The sequence below is a fragment of the Paraglaciecola mesophila genome, from assembly GCF_009906955.1.
In the GTDB taxonomy this organism is placed as follows: domain Bacteria; phylum Pseudomonadota; class Gammaproteobacteria; order Enterobacterales; family Alteromonadaceae; genus Paraglaciecola; species Paraglaciecola mesophila_A.
Genome location: NZ_CP047656.1, coordinates 3,229,262 through 3,244,787 on the forward strand (window position 1 = coordinate 3,229,262; position 15,526 = coordinate 3,244,787).

Here is a 15,526-nt window from a genome sequence, read left to right on the forward strand (position 1 = left end):
TTAATATAGTTAGTCGTTAGTCGCCCAAGGTAATCTCGTTTGATAGTGAAGGGTGTATGCAGCAGCAATTAACGGATATCCAACAAATAGTCGAAGATGTACTTAAACTGGCCAAAGAGAAAGGCGCTACGCAAGCTGAAGCGAGCATGTCAAAGGTGAAAGGTATCGCCGTTTCCTCTCGTTTGAAAGAGGTTGAAACGGTAGAGTTTACAAACGATGGCGGATTAGGGATCACTGTCTACAAAGGTCAACGTAAAGGCAGTGCATCTACTGCTGATTTAAGCCTGGATGCATTGCGTTTAACCGTTGAAAAAGCCATCGAAATTGCCAAGTACACAGGGGAAGATGCCTGTTCAGGTTTAGCTGATAAAGAGCTAATGGCATTTGAGCCACAGGATCTTGATTTATTTCATCCTGTTGAGCTAGATACTGACTTTGCTATTGAGCAGGTCATTAAAGCCGAAACTGCAGCTTTAGGGTGTGACCCTCGCATTACCAATTCTGATGGCGCATCGTACAATGCGAACTTAGGCACCAAAGTGTACGGCAATAGTCATGGCTTAAATGTGGGGTACAACAGTAGCCGTTACAGCATGAGCTGTGTGGTTATCGGCGAGCAAGATGGCGACATGCAGCGCGACTACAGCTACACAGTCGACCGCCAAGCTAATCTAATGGCAAGCCCAGAACAAATCGGTAAAGAATCGGCCGAGTTTACGCTAGCGCGTTTAGGTGCTCGCCAAATCAAAACGGCCAAGGTACCTGTTTTGTTTGACAAAGAAATCGCGTCAGGCCTTATTGGTCACTTTATCAGTGCTATCAGCGGCGGCAATTTATATCGTAAATCGTCTTTTCTGCTGGATAAGCTCGGCGAGCAGGTTTTACCGAGTTGGTTTAATATCAGTGAGCGTCCGTTTATTATGCGCGGCTTAGCTAGCTCAGCATTTGACCATGAAGGTGTGCGCACCAAAGACTGCGAAATTGTGACTGACGGGGTGCTTAACCAATATTTACTGACCAGCTACTCAGCGCGTAAAATGAAGATGCAAACCACTGGGCACGCCGGCGGCATTCATAACTGGCTAATTAAGTCCTCCGGGCAAAGCGACCAGCAAATGTTAGCCGAGCTAGGCACAGGTTTGTTGGTGACAGAGTTGATGGGCCAAGGTGTAAACGTGGTGACCGGTGATTACAGTCGCGGTGCCGCAGGGTTCTGGGTCGAAAACGGTGTGATTCAATACCCAGTACATGAAATCACCATTGCCGGCAATTTGGCTGATATGTTGAAAAACATTGTTGCAGTGGGCTCACAAATAGAACGCCGGGGCAGCATTCAAACCGGCTCTATCTTAATTGATAACATGCAGGTCGCTGGCGACTAAAACGTATTCTAAATTGACAAAAGCTCACGCTATGTGGGCTTTTTTCTGATTTAAATTCATTTTTTAACTGATTAAATCATGAATCTTATTCAGCGACGGCAAAGGTTGCGTCTCTTGATAGAATAGGCGATTCAAGCGCCCTAGCAGGTTAACGCTGCGCGTTGGATCGTGGGCCTTTTTGCGATGTTCGCTGGTAGTTTCTAAAAACTCCCAAGGTTTTAAGTTCCATGCGGCAATTTGCTTAGGTGTTGAGCCAACCGCTGCAACAGTACTTAAGATACGCTCGGTTTTACTTTCGTTAGTGGCGATTAAATCGTTTTGATAAGTGTTTTCTAAAGGCGCTGCTATGGCTGCTATCGTGCTGTCGATGGCATGCCAAATTTGATCATGTTCGAAGTCTTGGCCAATAGGGGCATAATACCCCATCACTTCCCATTCTAATTCAGCATTACCTTTGGCGATTGAGCCGCCAATTTCTGCTGAATAGGCCAAGTCTGGGCGGGCGCCTATGTTGTAAGCATCCACTGATAAACCCACACACACAGCGATATCACCGAAACGTTTAGGGGCGTAGTATATAGCTTCAAATGCAGCGCGTTTTACCCCCATCCAGCCATGCACTACGGGCTCATCCAGTGCAAATTGACGTACTTCATCTGGTAGGTCTTCACCGTATTTGTCGATAAATAAATGGGATGGATCCTGGGCTAAGTGCGCATCTTGTACCCAGACTTCGTACTCTTGGCGATTATCTGCCTTACCGCGGCTTTTTATGCCGTAGGACAGGTTTATGGGGCGGCAGATATCGCGGTTTTCACCGTCTTTATGAAAAAACTCTGAGCGAAAACGTTTGATGAATGGTGCATCACTACCGGCAATGGCGGCTGTAGGATAACGAAAACCAATTTCACTTTTAGGGATGATATGAAAACCGGGAATACGCTTTTCAAGCTGACTTTTGACGCCGCGCAGTATCTCTACTTTGGGCACCACTATACTGCGTTCAGGCTCTATGGTTAGGCGACGTCCATCTGGTGTGATAAATTTTGGCGTTTTGTGAAACTCATGGTTGGTTAAACCCAGTTGCGTGACATAGTCGCCACGTAATAAGGCTAACTCAGAGAATAAAGCATCGTGATTTCTAATATGTTTAAACAATGGGCGGTTGTCAGCCATAGGTGCATTCTTCTCTATTGTGGGTTACTTTCACATTTCGCTTGTGGTCATAAATTTGATATTCCTGTTTGTTTATAAGGATTTATAAGCAAAAATACAAGCGTTATAGGTGAGTATAAAGCCAGTTTTAACAGCCTCAATTTTTTGATTAAGTGTAAGGTAATTAAAGATGAAAATTTATGCGGATGCACAATCTGGCAATTGCTACAAAGTGAAATTAATGTGCGCGTTATTGAATATTGAGCACGAGTGGATCCATGTTGATATATTGGCCGGCGACACCAATGCCCAAGCTTTTTTAGCCATGAACCCCAATGGCAAAATCCCTTTGCTTGCTCTGGATGATGGTCGTCATTTGTGGGAGTCGAACGCCATTATTAATTATTTGGCCAGCGGCAGTGATTTACTCCCAACCGACGTCTTTGCCTTAGCCAAAGTGCAGCAATGGCAATTTTTCGAACAATATAGCCATGAACCTTATATTGCTGTGGCGCGTTTTATTGCCAAGTATCTGGGGTTACCCGAGAGTAAAAAAGCCGATTATCAAGCCAAGCAAACGGGTGGGCACAAGGCGCTAGCTGTCATGGAGTCACAATTAGCCCAGACACCCTTTTTAACGGGGCAGAGGGTCACGACGGCAGATGTTAGCTTGTATGGCTACACGCATGTAGCGCATGAAGGGGGTTTTGAACTGTCGCTGTATCCTAATGTACAGGCGTGGTTATCTCGTATCGAAGCTTTGCCCAATTACATCGCGATGGATGTAAGCGAGGGCAAAGCATAAGCGGCAAAGTCTTGTACTGAGCGCTGAACGCCTAGCACCTAAGCGCAGGGCGCTATGGTGAATTGCCCTACATCCACGGCGATAACCTCAACTTTAGTGCCGCTAGCGATGGGGTGCTCGCTAACTAAACGCCAGTTTATTCCAGAGTATTGATAGATAGCCGGCTGCTCAGCACTGGTGTCTGCAGCAAGTATGAACTGATGACCAATCATGTCATTGCTGGCTTTTTTCGGATCCACGTCTTTTTGCATATTTTTAAGTGGTTTCCATAAAAATATTGCGAGTACTGCTGTAAAGAGGGATACAAACAGGGTCGCATTAAGCACGGTATCCGCCACAATGCCAAATTGAAGCAAAATACCGGTGATAAGGGCAGCCCCGCCAACAAAAAACAATACAAATGTGGAAAACCCAAGTACCAATATTTCAATTGCTAATAGTAAAAGGCCAAGGCTGATTAGGCCTATACCCAAATTATCGCTTAGCCACATCGTGTTTTGCTCGATTTAGTGAGTTAATAATGGTGGTGGCTTGTGCCACAACGCCCGCAATGTCGGTGCCGCTATCGGGCAATAACACCACGGAAGATTCTTTGGCTATGGCTTCTTTCGCTTCGATGGCTTTAGTTGCTAAATCGAGCTGAATGGCTTTTTGCCCTTCTTCGGTTGCAGCGGCTTCACCTACCTGACGCAGTGCCTCAGCTTGAGCAGCAGCAACGGCGACTATGGCTTTCGCTTCACCTTCCGCGCGCAGTACCGCTTCAGATTTATCTGCTTCAGCGGCAAGTACCACTGAAGCTTTCTCACCTTCTGCGCGGTTAATGGCCGCTTGTCTGTCACCTTCTGATTCGAGTATCTGGGCGCGCTTTACTCGCTCTGCCTTCATTTGTGCTTCCATGGCTTCCATCACCGATAGTGGCGGCACGATGTCTTTAATTTCGTAGCGCAGCACCTGTATACCCCAAGGACCTGACGCTTCATTGATAGCAGCCACTATGTTGGTGTTCAGTATGTCCCGCTCTTCAAAGGTTTTATCTAGCTCCATTTTACCTAGCTCAGAACGCATGGTGGTTTGCGCCAATTGGGTGACGGCAAAAACATAGTCATCTATACCGTAAGTGGCTTTGTATGGGTCAAGCACACGAAAGTACAACACGCCGTCTACTGACAGTGAAATATTGTCTTTGGTGATCGCACTTTGCTCGGGCACGTCGACGGCTTTTTCTTTTAATGAACGATCCGCTGCGACTCGGTCAATAAAAGGCAGTATGAAATTAAGGCCTGCTTCCTTGGTGGATTGATATTTACCAAAACGCTCAATTACGTAGGCGCGGTTTTGTGGCACAAACTTAATTGAAGATTTAAGCAGTACAATAATAAACACCAAAAGCAGTGTTTGTACTGAGAGTAAATAACTGAGTAAAACGTCCATATATCTCTTCCTATTTAAATGCCCTATGGGGCGGTATTGTTCATTATTCTACTTGGTTGGCGCCAAAACGTTTGGCTTGGGCAGGTTTATTTGCCCGCCCCAATATAGCTAGCACCTCATGTGTTTACGTTATATTAGCGTTCAGTGCTTAGTTTAAGCCAAGGTCACGGGTCATATTTTCGTTTTTATCACGATGCACAATGATGTTGTCTTCAATGCGAATGCCGCCAAAAGGCCTAAAGCTATCAACGATATCCCAGTTGATAAACTTAGATTTCTCTGTGCTCTTTAAATCAGCCAGCAAGCTATCAATAAAGTATAAACCTGGTTCTATGGTAAACACTTGGCGCGCTTCAATCATACGGGTGGTGCGTAAAAAGGGATGCGCTTGAGGCGGCGGGTTCGGTGTGCCACGATCATCTGCTACATGCCCTGCTACATCGTGAACCTGAAGCCCCAAGAAATGGCCTATACCATGGGGGAAAAACGTACTGACTATTTGCTCGGCAACAATATCTTGGGCAGATAAATTAACAATATCAAACTGATGCAATAGCTGAGCAACGTGGTCGTGGGCAGAAATATGTATGTCACTGTAGGGTACGCCTGGTTTTAGCATGTCTGCCAGGGTTAACGTCACCTGATCCATGCCCTGTATCAGCTCGGCAAAATGACCACTATTGGCAATGTTTTCATTGCAATAGGTGCGGGTGATGTCAGCTGCATAACCATGAAAACTGGCTCCCGCATCAATCAAAAAAGAGCGCGACACATCTGGGGCAACAACGTCTTGCTCCATGTAATGCAAAATAGCGCTGTTTTCGTTTAAGGCGGTAATATTGCCGTAGGGCACTTGATTATCGTTTTGGCGCACGGCGGCTAAATAGGCTTGATTGATATCGAATTCGCTTTTCCCTGCGCTGAAAGATGCGGCAGCAGCCTTGTGCCCAGCGACCGCTAACGCGTTAGCTTGACGCATACACACTAGTTCGTAGTCAGTTTTATAGGCGCGTTGATAATGCAGGTAATTTAACACTCTGTCAGGGTTGACCAAATCAAAGCCCAAAGCCTTTGCTACTTCAATATATTCACCGATATAAGCAAAACGGCTTCTGTCATAAGGTAGGTGTTTTTCCACCGCATCGGCCTGTGTTAAAAGGGCTACATCGAATTGATCGACCCAAAAATCATTGGGCTCAGGTGGCACTTTATGCCAGAAATCTTTCGGACGATAAAAAATCAGTTTTGGTTTGTCGCTACCATTGACGATCAACCAGCAGTTAGGGTTATCAATAACCGGCAACCACGCTTTGAATTGAGGGTTACACTTAAACGGATAGTTGTTGTCGTCCAAAAACATGCGCTTGGCTTGGCCTGAGTGAATGATTAACCCGTCAATACCTTCGCGCGACAGCGCCTCTTTGGTACGGGTTTGTAACTCAGAAATATGTTGCGGATAAAGTTCGGCTAACTGCTGCATGTTGATGGTCCATGGCTCTTGGGTAATTCATCTCCTTACGTTACCACAACCCTCGATTATCGTGCTAGCTAGGCGTGCGACAGGACTATTTGGATCTATTGTTGAATAGGGGCTATCTGCATGTCTACCAACTCTCTAAACACTTGGCTGGGCTGGCCTAAACGCTGGGCATATATCTGTTTATATGCCATAACGGCTTTCACATAGTTACGAGTTTCTTTGTAAGGAATCGTTTCCACCCAGATATCCATAGGTACGGCATCACGCTCGGGTAACCAGTCTAATACTTTGCGCCAGCCTGCATTGTAAGATGCGGTCGCTAGCACAGGGTTGTTGTCCATTTTGTCCATTAAATAACGCATATATTGAGTACCGTACTCAACGTTCTGTTCGGGGTCGAATAAGCTACTACTACCGACTTTCTTTTTGGCCAAATAATTAGCTGTACCCGGCATCAATTGCATTAAACCTCGGGCTCCAGCATGAGAATTTGCATCCGGCATAAAAGAGCTTTCGCGGCGCACAATTGCAAAAGCCCAAGCAGGGTCAACATGGTTTTTATTTGCACTGTTTATTAAGGTTTCATCAAAGGCGATAGGAAAACGCCGTTCTAAATCATCTAAATAGCCTACTCTAGCGAATGTGAATATGGCTTGGTCATGCCACTTCCAGCTGTCTGCTAGTACCGCCGCCATTAAGCTTTGCTGTTCATTCAGACCTTGCTGTAAATCGTACCATTCACGTCTTGCGCTTAGGCTTCTATCTAGCTGCAAAAACTCATAAGCGCGTTTTGCTTGTGGCATGTTGGCAACTTCTGCTAACTGCTCTGGGCTAAAGCTCAAGGTTTTGTCATGTAAGCTAGGCTGCTTGGCTAATTTTCCGCTAGCCATAAAGCCATAGTAGTGGCGCTGGTTCGCTAACTTGTTGAACGTTTGCTGGGCTAAGTCACCGGCTTTTAATTGTTCGTAGGTGCGGCCCAACCAATACTGAAATGCCAAATCTTGAGCTATCCCTGGCGGGGCAGCTTCTATTAATTCGAGTGCATGTTGCCAGTTTCCTAAGCGAAGCACGTGGGCTAAATGCCAACGAAATAACTCAATGTCAGTTGAATCGGCACTGGCTTTGTCTAGCCATAATTCAGCCTGAGAATGGTCGGCTACGGCCAAGGCAATGGCGAAGCGTTCAGTCATTTCTTTACGCTGTGGGGCGCTAAAAGCAAACCGTTTCTCAAGGGCGTACCAGCTTTTTAACGCCAGATCGGGGTCACTAAACGCCAAGCGTTTCAAACCGTAAATCAGTATTTGGGTTTCTTTGCTGACTTGTTTGTGGGGAAACCTCGAGCCACGGCTTACGTAACTGGCATCGCGGCGCACGGATAGCCACAAATCAGCCAAGTAACGCTCATTTTCTGGCAGCAGCTTTTTTAAATAAGGGATCAAGGTGTGTTTACCGCGAGTCGCTGCAAGTACTAGGCGTTGCCAAACCATGTCTTTGGTGAGCAAGCCCGCCTTTTTCCATTCACGGAAAACATAATCACAAGCTTTCGGTTGTGAGTTACCAACAATCCATAATCTGGGTACCTCGGTTAACGCTACTTCGCGCTCACTCGGGTCAGACAGCCTGAACTCAATGTTTTTACACGCCAGTTCGGCGTTGCCAGTGTTGGTATACGCGGTTAAAAATTCTGCTTTTCGTTGTGATTTGGCTAAATACTGAAGCCAGGCTTTGCGCAAAGAGCGGTCTAAAGGCGTTCCTTTATATTTCTCAAGAAACGCTTCTATTTGCGGACCATTTTTTCTATTGATGTTGTTCATCAATGCTTTCAACTGGACATAGGGTAGCAAAGGATAGTCTACTAATTGTGCAACTAGCCTTTGATACTCAGCGCTTTGTGGGTTGTAAGCCAGAGATTCTGCTTCGACGAAAATTTCCCGCTGATGTTGTTGTTTTTGCTCTGTTGAAGAAAGTGTTGTCGTTGCCTGAGATGAGAAGCAGGCTAGCAGAAGCAACAGAATATGGAGAATACGCAGAATAACCCTGCCTCATTCGTTGGTTAAATAACTTCCATAAGATATCTGTAATCGGGGCTAAGGGACAACCTAAGTTTCAACATATTTAACTGGCATGACCAGTTGAAATGTGGCAACGTACCCCAATTTGATAATTGTTATAAATTAGTTGTTGTTTTGATATTAAGATATTAACCAACGCATTGCTTAGCAGCCCCGCTCAGGAGCAATGCATAGTCATAAATCGAAATCTGAACAGTCATCCAGTTTAATACCCTTAATCCTGGCCAAAGCCAAAGGAGAAAATAATGATATATGAAGGCAAAAGCCTCACCGTAACGCTGTTGCCGAACGGCATTGCAGAGCTTGTATTCGATGCTCAAGGCTCGGTGAACAAGTTTGACCGCCAAACGGTTAGTGAGCTAGACGAAGCAACTCAAGCCCTTAAAAGTCAGTCAGACGTAAAAGGCGTTTTGGTGCGCTCGAATAAGTCGACTTTTATTGTAGGGGCCGACATTACTGAGTTCACTGGCTTGTTTGAGATGTCTGAAGAAGAAATATTAACTTGGGTGACAAACACAGCTCAGGTGTTCGATAGATTCGAAGACTTACCTTTCCCGACCATTTCGGCTATCAACGGTTTCGCTTTAGGCGGCGGTTGTGAAATGACCCTGGCCTGCGACTTGCGTGTTGCTGATACTACTGCGGCGATTGGTTTGCCAGAAGTGAAACTGGGCCTTATGCCTGGTTTTGGTGGCACAGTACGTTTACCTCGCCTAATCGGTGCTGATAATGCCCTTGAGTGGATGACCACAGGTCGTGACCGCAAAGCAGCAAAAGCTCTTGCTGAAGGCGCAGTGGATGCTGTTGTCGCGCCTGAAAAATTACGTGATGCAGCCCTTAGTATGTTGCAAGACGCCATCGACGGTAAGTTTGGCTGGCAAGCACGTCGCGCGCAAAAACAAGCGCCGCTTAAGCTAAACAAAAATGAATCCATGATGAGCTTCTCAACAGCCAAAGCCATGGTCTTTGCTCAAGCAGGTAAGCATTACCCAGCACCACACGCTATGGTTGATACGGTTGCAAACGCAGCCCGTTTAGACCGTGCGGGTGCCCTTGAACTTGAAAACCAAGGCTTTGCTAAATTGGCCAAAAGCGATGCAGCAAAAGCTCAAGTGGGTATCTTCCTTGCTGATCAGTTAGTGAAAAGCAAAGGTAAAAAGCAAGCCAAGGCTGCAACGAAAGACGTAAAACAAACGGCTGTGTTAGGCGCAGGGATCATGGGTGGCGGTATTGCTTATCAGTCAGCGGTGAAAGGCACGCCAGTTATCATGAAAGACATCAACCAAGGCGCATTGGATCTTGGCTTGAGTGAGGCGGCAAAAATTCTAGGTAAAGGGATGCAGCGCGGTAAAGTGACCCCAACTGTTATGGCCAGTACGTTAAACAACATCGTTCCGACCCTTGAATACTCAGCGATTAAAGACGTTGATTTGGTCATCGAAGCGGTTGTTGAAAACCCGAAAGTCAAAGGCATAGTGCTGAAAGAAACTGAGCAAAATGTGTCTGACGACGCTGTGATTTGCTCTAACACTTCGACGATTTCTATTAATCAGTTGGCCGAAAGTTTAGATAAACCTGAGCGTTTCTGCGGCATGCATTTCTTTAACCCTGTGCACAAAATGCCTTTGGTTGAGATCATTCGCGGCGAAAAAACCACTGATGCCACGATTGCTGCAGTGGTAGCGGCAACGCTGAAAATGGGTAAAACCCCAATTGTGGTTAATGATTGCCCTGGTTTCTTGGTAAACCGAGTGTTGTTCCCTTACTTTGCAGGCTTTAGCAAGCTGGTGATGGACGGTGCTGACTTTGTTGCAGTAGACAAAGTCATGGAGAAAATCTTTGGTTGGCCTATGGGCCCAGCTTATCTACTTGACGTGGTTGGCATGGATACCGCCGATCATGCATCAAGTGTTATGGCCGATGGCATTCCACAGCGTATGCAAAAAATCGATAACGATCCGGTCACCTTGTTGTACAAAGCAGAGCGTTTAGGTCAGAAAAACGGCAAAGGTTTCTACAACTTCAGTGTGGATAAACGTGGTCGCCCAGCGAAGAAAGCCGCAGATGAAGCCTACGAATTGTTCGCACCACATTGTGCTGACAAACGTGACTTCGAGGCAGATGAAATCATTGCACGGGTCATGATCCCTATGGCCAATGAGGCGATTCGTTGTTTAGAAGAAGGCATAGTAGGCAGTGCAGCGGAAGCTGATATGGCCTTGTTGTACGGTTTAGGCTTCCCGCCTTTCAGAGGTGGTGTGTTCCGTTACATCGAAACCATGGGCTTGGCTAACTTTGTAGCCCTTGCCGACAAGTACGCGGATTTAGGTCCGATTTATCAGATTTCTGACGGTGTGCGCGAAATGGCCGCCTCAGGTAAATCTTATTTTTCTCAATCAGCCTAAGTTGCACCAGAGGACAAGAACATGAAAGAAGTCGTAGTAGTCGATTGTATTCGTACCCCTATGGGGCGCTCGAAAGGCGGTATATTCCGCAATGTACGTGCTGAAACTTTATCAGCACATCTTATGAGTAAATTGGTTGAACGTAACCCAAACCTCGATCCTAATGAGATTGAAGACATCATTTGGGGTTGTGTACAGCAAACCAAAGAGCAGGGTTTTAACATCGCCCGTAACGCGCAGTTATTAACTGACATTCCGCGCACTGTCGCAGCCGTAACGGTGAACCGTTTATGTGGCTCATCTATGCAAGCCTTGCATGATGCAGCAAGTGGCATTATGAGTGGTCGCGGTGATGTGTACATGATTGGCGGTGTTGAGCACATGGGCCATGTACCTATGGACTTCAACATCGATTTTCACCCTGGGATTGCCAAGACCGCAGCTCGCGCATCAGGCAGCATGGGCATGACAGCTGAATTACTGGGTCGTCAAAACGGTATTACCCGTGAAATGCAAGATGCATTCGGAGCGCGTTCACATCAAAAAGCCCATGCCGCTGCTGTTGAAGGGCGCTGGGCGAATGAAATTGTGGCCACTGAAGGTCACGACGCTGACGGTATTTTACGTCTAATTGATACTGATGAAACGGTACGCCCTGACTCGACTGCAGAAAGTATGTCTGGTTTACGCCCCGTGTTCGACCCAGTAAACGGCACCGTCACTGCGGGTACATCGTCAGCGTTATCTGATGGTGCATCCGCCATGTTGATCATGTCTGCTGATAGAGCAAAAGCCCTAGGCCTAACACCACGTGCGAAAATTCGTGCCATGGCCGTTGCTGGTTGCGACGCCGCTATTATGGGCTTTGGCCCTGTACCGGCGACCCAAAAAGCCCTTAAGCGTGCTGGCATGACGATGGCTGACATCGAGCTAGCTGAGTTTAACGAAGCGTTCGCAGCTCAGGCATTGTCGTGTATCAAACAGCTTGGCTGGCTAGATACATATGAAGACAAGGTAAACTTAAACGGTGGTGCGATTGCGCTAGGTCATCCATTAGGTTGCTCTGGTTCTCGTATCTCTACTACCTTGCTTAATTTGATGGAAGCGAACGATAAATCTATCGGTTTAGCGACCATGTGTATTGGTTTAGGTCAAGGTATTGCCACTGTGTTCGAGCGCGTATAGCGTTTATTGTGAGTTAATCTGATTAAAAGGGCGCCAGAAGGCGCCCATTTTGTTTGTGGCTTTTCGCCACACTATGCGCTTCGTTTACATAAACGCTGCGCTTACTTATGGCTTTCGGCCATTACTGCATGCATTTCGTGTACGAATAGCATACGTTTCGCTTACCAGCATGCTCCCTAGGTATGACAAGATATCCATGGTCAACTAGTCACGTTTTTCAAAAAATGAAATAGTAACTACAAATTATTCAAGAAAAAATCTGAACTTCCGAAGGATGGCTCGGGTGCAGGTCGCACAGGAGAAATACATGAATGTATTTCATAAAAAATCTCTTAATCCAATGCTCGTTCTAACCCGTTAACAATTGCATTTTTGTTTTCAGACCAGCGCTAAAATGTAGAGCGTACGCCTTGTCTTGTCACCCTGTCGATTTTACTGTTGGTACTCCACATATACTAAGAGGGCGATACGAGTGATTTTTTCTAGATTTATCTGATTATCATTTATACACTCATTCTGCGTGTTTATTACGCTCTGGGATTAGAGCGGTCAAAAAAATAAATAATAAACATCTCTAATAAAAAAATTATAAAAATAAGGGAAAGCAGTACTATGGACATAGCATTAAAACAGAGCGCGATTTGCTCGCTTGTCGTATCATTTTTTTTAACAGCCTGTGGAGGAGGAGGCTCCAATTCCCCATCTCAACCACCTTCTTTAAATAAAGCACCGGTTGCTTCCTCTGATAATGCCGTTACGCTCGATAGTGAAGCCGTTATTATCGAAGTGTTAGCTAATGACTCAGATCCTGAAAACGATCCTCTAACCATAAGCTCAATTAGTGTGGAGCCTGAATTTGGTACAGTAACGATTAATGACAATTCAATTACTTATACACCAGAGCAATATTACGCCGGCTCCGATAGTTTCAGCTACCGGATATCTGACGGAAGCCTCTCCTCACAAGCCCAAGTTCACATTACTAATAGCCAATCTTACACCCTGTCTGGCGTGGTAATAGACGAGCCTATCGCTGATGCTACCGTAACAGTGGACATGTCAGATAAAGTCTTTACTGCTACCGCAGATAAAAATGGTGCATACAGCCTTACGATCGTTTTTGATGATGCAAACGCAGTGCTCTTATTAAATGCGAAGGGTTCAACTCAGAACCAACAAGAATCTATTGAATTAGTCAGTTATTTGGGAAGTTTTACTGATATCGTCGAGCTACCAAATACCAGTCGCCAGTTAACTGCAGACCAAAACGCTGCACTGAATATCACTCAATTTTCCACTGCTAATTATTTGTTAGCCGTAGAAAAAAATAACGGTGTATCCCCTGTGAATATGGGTGAATTTCGCAAAAGCGTGGATCAATTCACTGCAGCAGAATTAACGACACTAATCGGTTTTATAAAATTATTGGTAGATAACCCTGATTACAATGTACCTGAAAATTCAACCACGTTAACAGTGTTACAAGGCCCAGATAATTCACTATACGAATCAATAAAGACCTATTTAATTCAACAAGAGTTGTGGGATGAAGATAAACCAAGTGCTAACTATCTAGCGGATTTGCAAACTGCCATAGAGCAATCCTTTGAGCAACAGTACTTAACTGGAGCATTCACAGAAGAAATGCTTTTAGGTCGTAAAGTCATATCTTTAGTTAAGAATAAAAGTGGGCTTTTACCAGCGTCTGCAGATGTATATCAATTTTCAGAAGACAAGCAAGGTGTTTCCCATTCTAGCGGGAGCAACGTTTTAACTTCTTTTTCCGATGACTTTTCTTGGGAAATAGAAAATGGGCAACTTAATATTAGTTATTCAAATCTACCTCATCTAACAGATCTTCCTTTTTATGATTATGGCTACATTTTAAGTGTTTGGGGTTTAGAAACGGCGCAAGAGGTAAAAGAGTTATTTGATCGAGGAGAGTTTTTCCAACTGGAAGTGTTAACGAAAACAGTTAGTGAGAAAATTTCTGTTTTGTCCAAAGGAGAGCGTCAAGCAACGATCTCGAGCGAAAAAGAAATAGAACATATTATAAAGATTTATGACATCTACACTGCTACAGCAACAGAAACCGTCACGGAAACTCGTAGCTTTCTGTTTAACCCAGAAACAACACTTGCTGATAAAAGCGACGAAGACATTGCAGGTACTTGGGCTATGTCGCTCAACTATACCTTTATTACTGATGTAAATGGCGATACAACGGACCTTCAATATGGTTTGGGGGATCAATTTGATATTGTCACATTTAATCTAGATGGCACAGCATCAGGGCTCTTAAGCAAAAATGTTTATACTTGGCAGTTTGCCAATGGAACCATAACCCTAGAAACAGATAAAAAGAAATTTATCCTTACCCCTTTAATTGAGAGCGGCTTAGTACAGATGGCGGCTGTAGAATATTATAATGAGAATGAGCTAGAAAACATCACCGTACGCCAAATGATGAAATCAAATACAGCCCAAGTTACAGCAACAGATTTAGTAGTTGAACTACCTTTTACGTATGTCCAGATCGGTACTAACTTTAGCCCAGACTTGTCCCAAGAGATCCCGTCAAGCGTTGAATCGATTTTCGGTTATAACCTAACTGACAATTTTGAAATGCGTAGAGTGTTTAGCAGCGTTGAAGGCCATAGTAGCTCGCCAATAACCCTGTTTAGAAACGATGCTACTAGTTGGAGTTGGAGCGAAACTGACAATCGGTTAATATTCAACCGCGAATTATTTAACTTTAAACAACAAAGTACGTGGCATGTCCTATCAAAAGATGAAAACGGTCGCATCTACATAGTCAAATACTCTTCTGGAGCTGACGACTTTGATAATGACGGAACTTACGAAAATGCCTACCCGTTAATTAACCCTCGCCTGACAATATTGGAACAAATAGATTTAAGTCAATACGATCAAATATGGGCAAATAGCTTAGAGAATGGCTCCCTAAGCGGTTTGTAGTAATTACAAATGAAATGCTAGGTGATGACTCCTTCGCTTAGCATTTTTAGAAGCAGGTAAGCCCTCAACGTATGTGCGGTGGCCACTAGGGCCCTGCGCTTATCCCGTCCTGAAATACGTTGTTGCGACGAGAGCTTCTTGATGGAAACACCAAGCATTAAAAGCGTTAGAGGCTGACAGCGGTACACTAGGCTTTAAATTGAGTGTTGTTGAGTTAATAGGTAAGGCGAATTCACCTATAAGTCAGCGAGAAAGCCCTGAGAAGGCTTGTTGGTAATGCCTAAGAAGGAATAAATCAAAACAACTTTCAGCAAACATTGGGTGAAAAAACACTCTAGTTTATCTAAAGATAAAACGCCTCTGAGATCGGAAGAGGCATTCGTGAGTGATATAACTTAATTGAAACCAAATGAATACCACTGACGTTGCTAATGCGTTGAATATAGAATAGACGTTATAAGTCATGAAGCTATCCACCATTGTGCTCGAGGCCTACAATACTGTTTAGCATTGAACTAATCTGTCCTGGAGGCAATTAATATTAAGCCATCAGATTGCTATCAAAATGCATATAAGGAAAAGCCAGCAAAAAATGCCGGCTTAAAACCGTCAACTTACTCTAGGGCGAAATA

Annotated in this window: 11 protein-coding genes; 6 read left to right on the forward strand and 5 right to left on the reverse strand. The window is 44.9% G+C overall.

Annotation, left to right across the window (positions count from 1 at the left end):
• Positions 1 to 56 precede the first annotated feature (56 nt).
• Positions 57 to 1,382: a metalloprotease PmbA gene (gene pmbA, locus FX988_RS13920; RefSeq protein WP_160180705.1), complete on the forward strand. Its 1,326-nt coding sequence runs from the start codon at positions 57 to 59 to the stop codon at positions 1,380 to 1,382.
• Positions 1,383 to 1,445: 63 nt separating this feature from the next.
• Here the strand turns inward: pmbA and FX988_RS13925 are convergent, their stop codons facing one another.
• A complete protein-coding gene (locus FX988_RS13925; RefSeq protein ID WP_160180706.1) occupies positions 1,446 to 2,558 on the reverse strand; it encodes a hypothetical protein in 1,113 nt (370 codons plus the stop codon).
• Positions 2,559 to 2,727: 169 nt separating this feature from the next.
• On the opposite strand from FX988_RS13925, the gene FX988_RS13930 reads away from it, so the two are divergent.
• Positions 2,728 to 3,342 carry a glutathione S-transferase family protein gene (locus FX988_RS13930; protein WP_160180708.1) on the forward strand — a complete coding sequence of 205 codons (615 nt, stop codon included), beginning with the start codon at positions 2,728 to 2,730 and terminating at the stop codon, positions 3,340 to 3,342.
• Between the two features lie 38 nt (positions 3,343 to 3,380).
• Here the strand turns inward: FX988_RS13930 and FX988_RS13935 are convergent, their stop codons facing one another.
• The 4 genes from FX988_RS13935 to FX988_RS13950 form a co-directional block, all read right to left on the reverse strand.
• The gene (locus FX988_RS13935) at positions 3,381 to 3,833 is read right to left on the reverse strand and encodes an NfeD family protein (RefSeq protein ID WP_160180710.1); all 453 of its coding nucleotides are present in this window, start codon (positions 3,831 to 3,833) and stop codon (positions 3,381 to 3,383) included.
• Positions 3,817 to 4,773, reverse strand: coding sequence for an SPFH domain-containing protein (locus tag FX988_RS13940; RefSeq protein WP_160180712.1), 957 nt, complete (start codon positions 4,771 to 4,773; stop codon positions 3,817 to 3,819). Before FX988_RS13940 ends, FX988_RS13935 begins: the two co-directional genes overlap by 17 nt.
• Positions 4,774 to 4,921: 148 nt before the next feature.
• Complete coding sequence (gene pepQ / locus FX988_RS13945; protein ID WP_160180714.1) at positions 4,922 to 6,253, reverse strand: Xaa-Pro dipeptidase; 1,332 nt, start codon at positions 6,251 to 6,253, stop codon at positions 4,922 to 4,924.
• A gap of 95 nt (positions 6,254 to 6,348) precedes the next feature.
• Positions 6,349 to 8,067, reverse strand: coding sequence for a lytic transglycosylase domain-containing protein (locus FX988_RS13950; protein ID WP_254700616.1), 1,719 nt, complete (start codon positions 8,065 to 8,067; stop codon positions 6,349 to 6,351).
• Positions 8,068 to 8,114: 47 nt separating this feature from the next.
• Between FX988_RS13950 and FX988_RS21745 the strand changes: the two genes are divergently transcribed.
• From FX988_RS21745 to FX988_RS13965, 4 genes are all read left to right on the forward strand, one after another.
• On the forward strand, positions 8,115 to 8,288 hold the full coding sequence (locus FX988_RS21745) for a hypothetical protein (RefSeq protein ID WP_254700617.1): 174 nt from the start codon (positions 8,115 to 8,117) through the stop codon (positions 8,286 to 8,288).
• Between the two features lie 282 nt (positions 8,289 to 8,570).
• Positions 8,571 to 10,730: a fatty acid oxidation complex subunit alpha FadB gene (fadB, locus tag FX988_RS13955; protein WP_160180717.1), complete on the forward strand. Its 2,160-nt coding sequence runs from the start codon at positions 8,571 to 8,573 to the stop codon at positions 10,728 to 10,730.
• A 21-nt stretch (positions 10,731 to 10,751) separates the two neighbouring features.
• Positions 10,752 to 11,915, forward strand: coding sequence for an acetyl-CoA C-acyltransferase FadA (fadA, locus tag FX988_RS13960; RefSeq protein WP_160180719.1), 1,164 nt, complete (start codon positions 10,752 to 10,754; stop codon positions 11,913 to 11,915).
• A 612-nt stretch (positions 11,916 to 12,527) separates the two neighbouring features.
• A complete protein-coding gene (locus tag FX988_RS13965; protein WP_160180721.1) occupies positions 12,528 to 14,894 on the forward strand; it encodes an Ig-like domain-containing protein in 2,367 nt (788 codons plus the stop codon).
• The last annotated feature ends 632 nt before the right edge of the window (positions 14,895 to 15,526 follow it).

Bases quoted from the DNA above. Each gene is read 5' to 3' on its own strand.
- pmbA (WP_160180705.1), top strand. From the start codon at position 57: ATGCAGCAGCAATTAACGGATATCCAACAAATAGTCGAAGATGTACTT.
- FX988_RS13925 (WP_160180706.1), bottom strand. From the start codon at position 2,558: ATGGCTGACAACCGCCCATTGTTTAAACATATTAGAAATCACGATGCT.
- FX988_RS13930 (WP_160180708.1), top strand. From the start codon at position 2,728: ATGAAAATTTATGCGGATGCACAATCTGGCAATTGCTACAAAGTGAAA.
- FX988_RS13935 (WP_160180710.1), bottom strand. From the start codon at position 3,833: ATGTGGCTAAGCGATAATTTGGGTATAGGCCTAATCAGCCTTGGCCTT.
- FX988_RS13940 (WP_160180712.1), bottom strand. From the start codon at position 4,773: ATGGACGTTTTACTCAGTTATTTACTCTCAGTACAAACACTGCTTTTG.
- pepQ (WP_160180714.1), bottom strand. From the start codon at position 6,253: ATGCAGCAGTTAGCCGAACTTTATCCGCAACATATTTCTGAGTTACAA.
- FX988_RS13950 (WP_254700616.1), bottom strand. From the start codon at position 8,067: ATGAACAACATCAATAGAAAAAATGGTCCGCAAATAGAAGCGTTTCTT.
- fadB (WP_160180717.1), top strand. From the start codon at position 8,571: ATGATATATGAAGGCAAAAGCCTCACCGTAACGCTGTTGCCGAACGGC.
- fadA (WP_160180719.1), top strand. From the start codon at position 10,752: ATGAAAGAAGTCGTAGTAGTCGATTGTATTCGTACCCCTATGGGGCGC.
- FX988_RS13965 (WP_160180721.1), top strand. From the start codon at position 12,528: ATGGACATAGCATTAAAACAGAGCGCGATTTGCTCGCTTGTCGTATCA.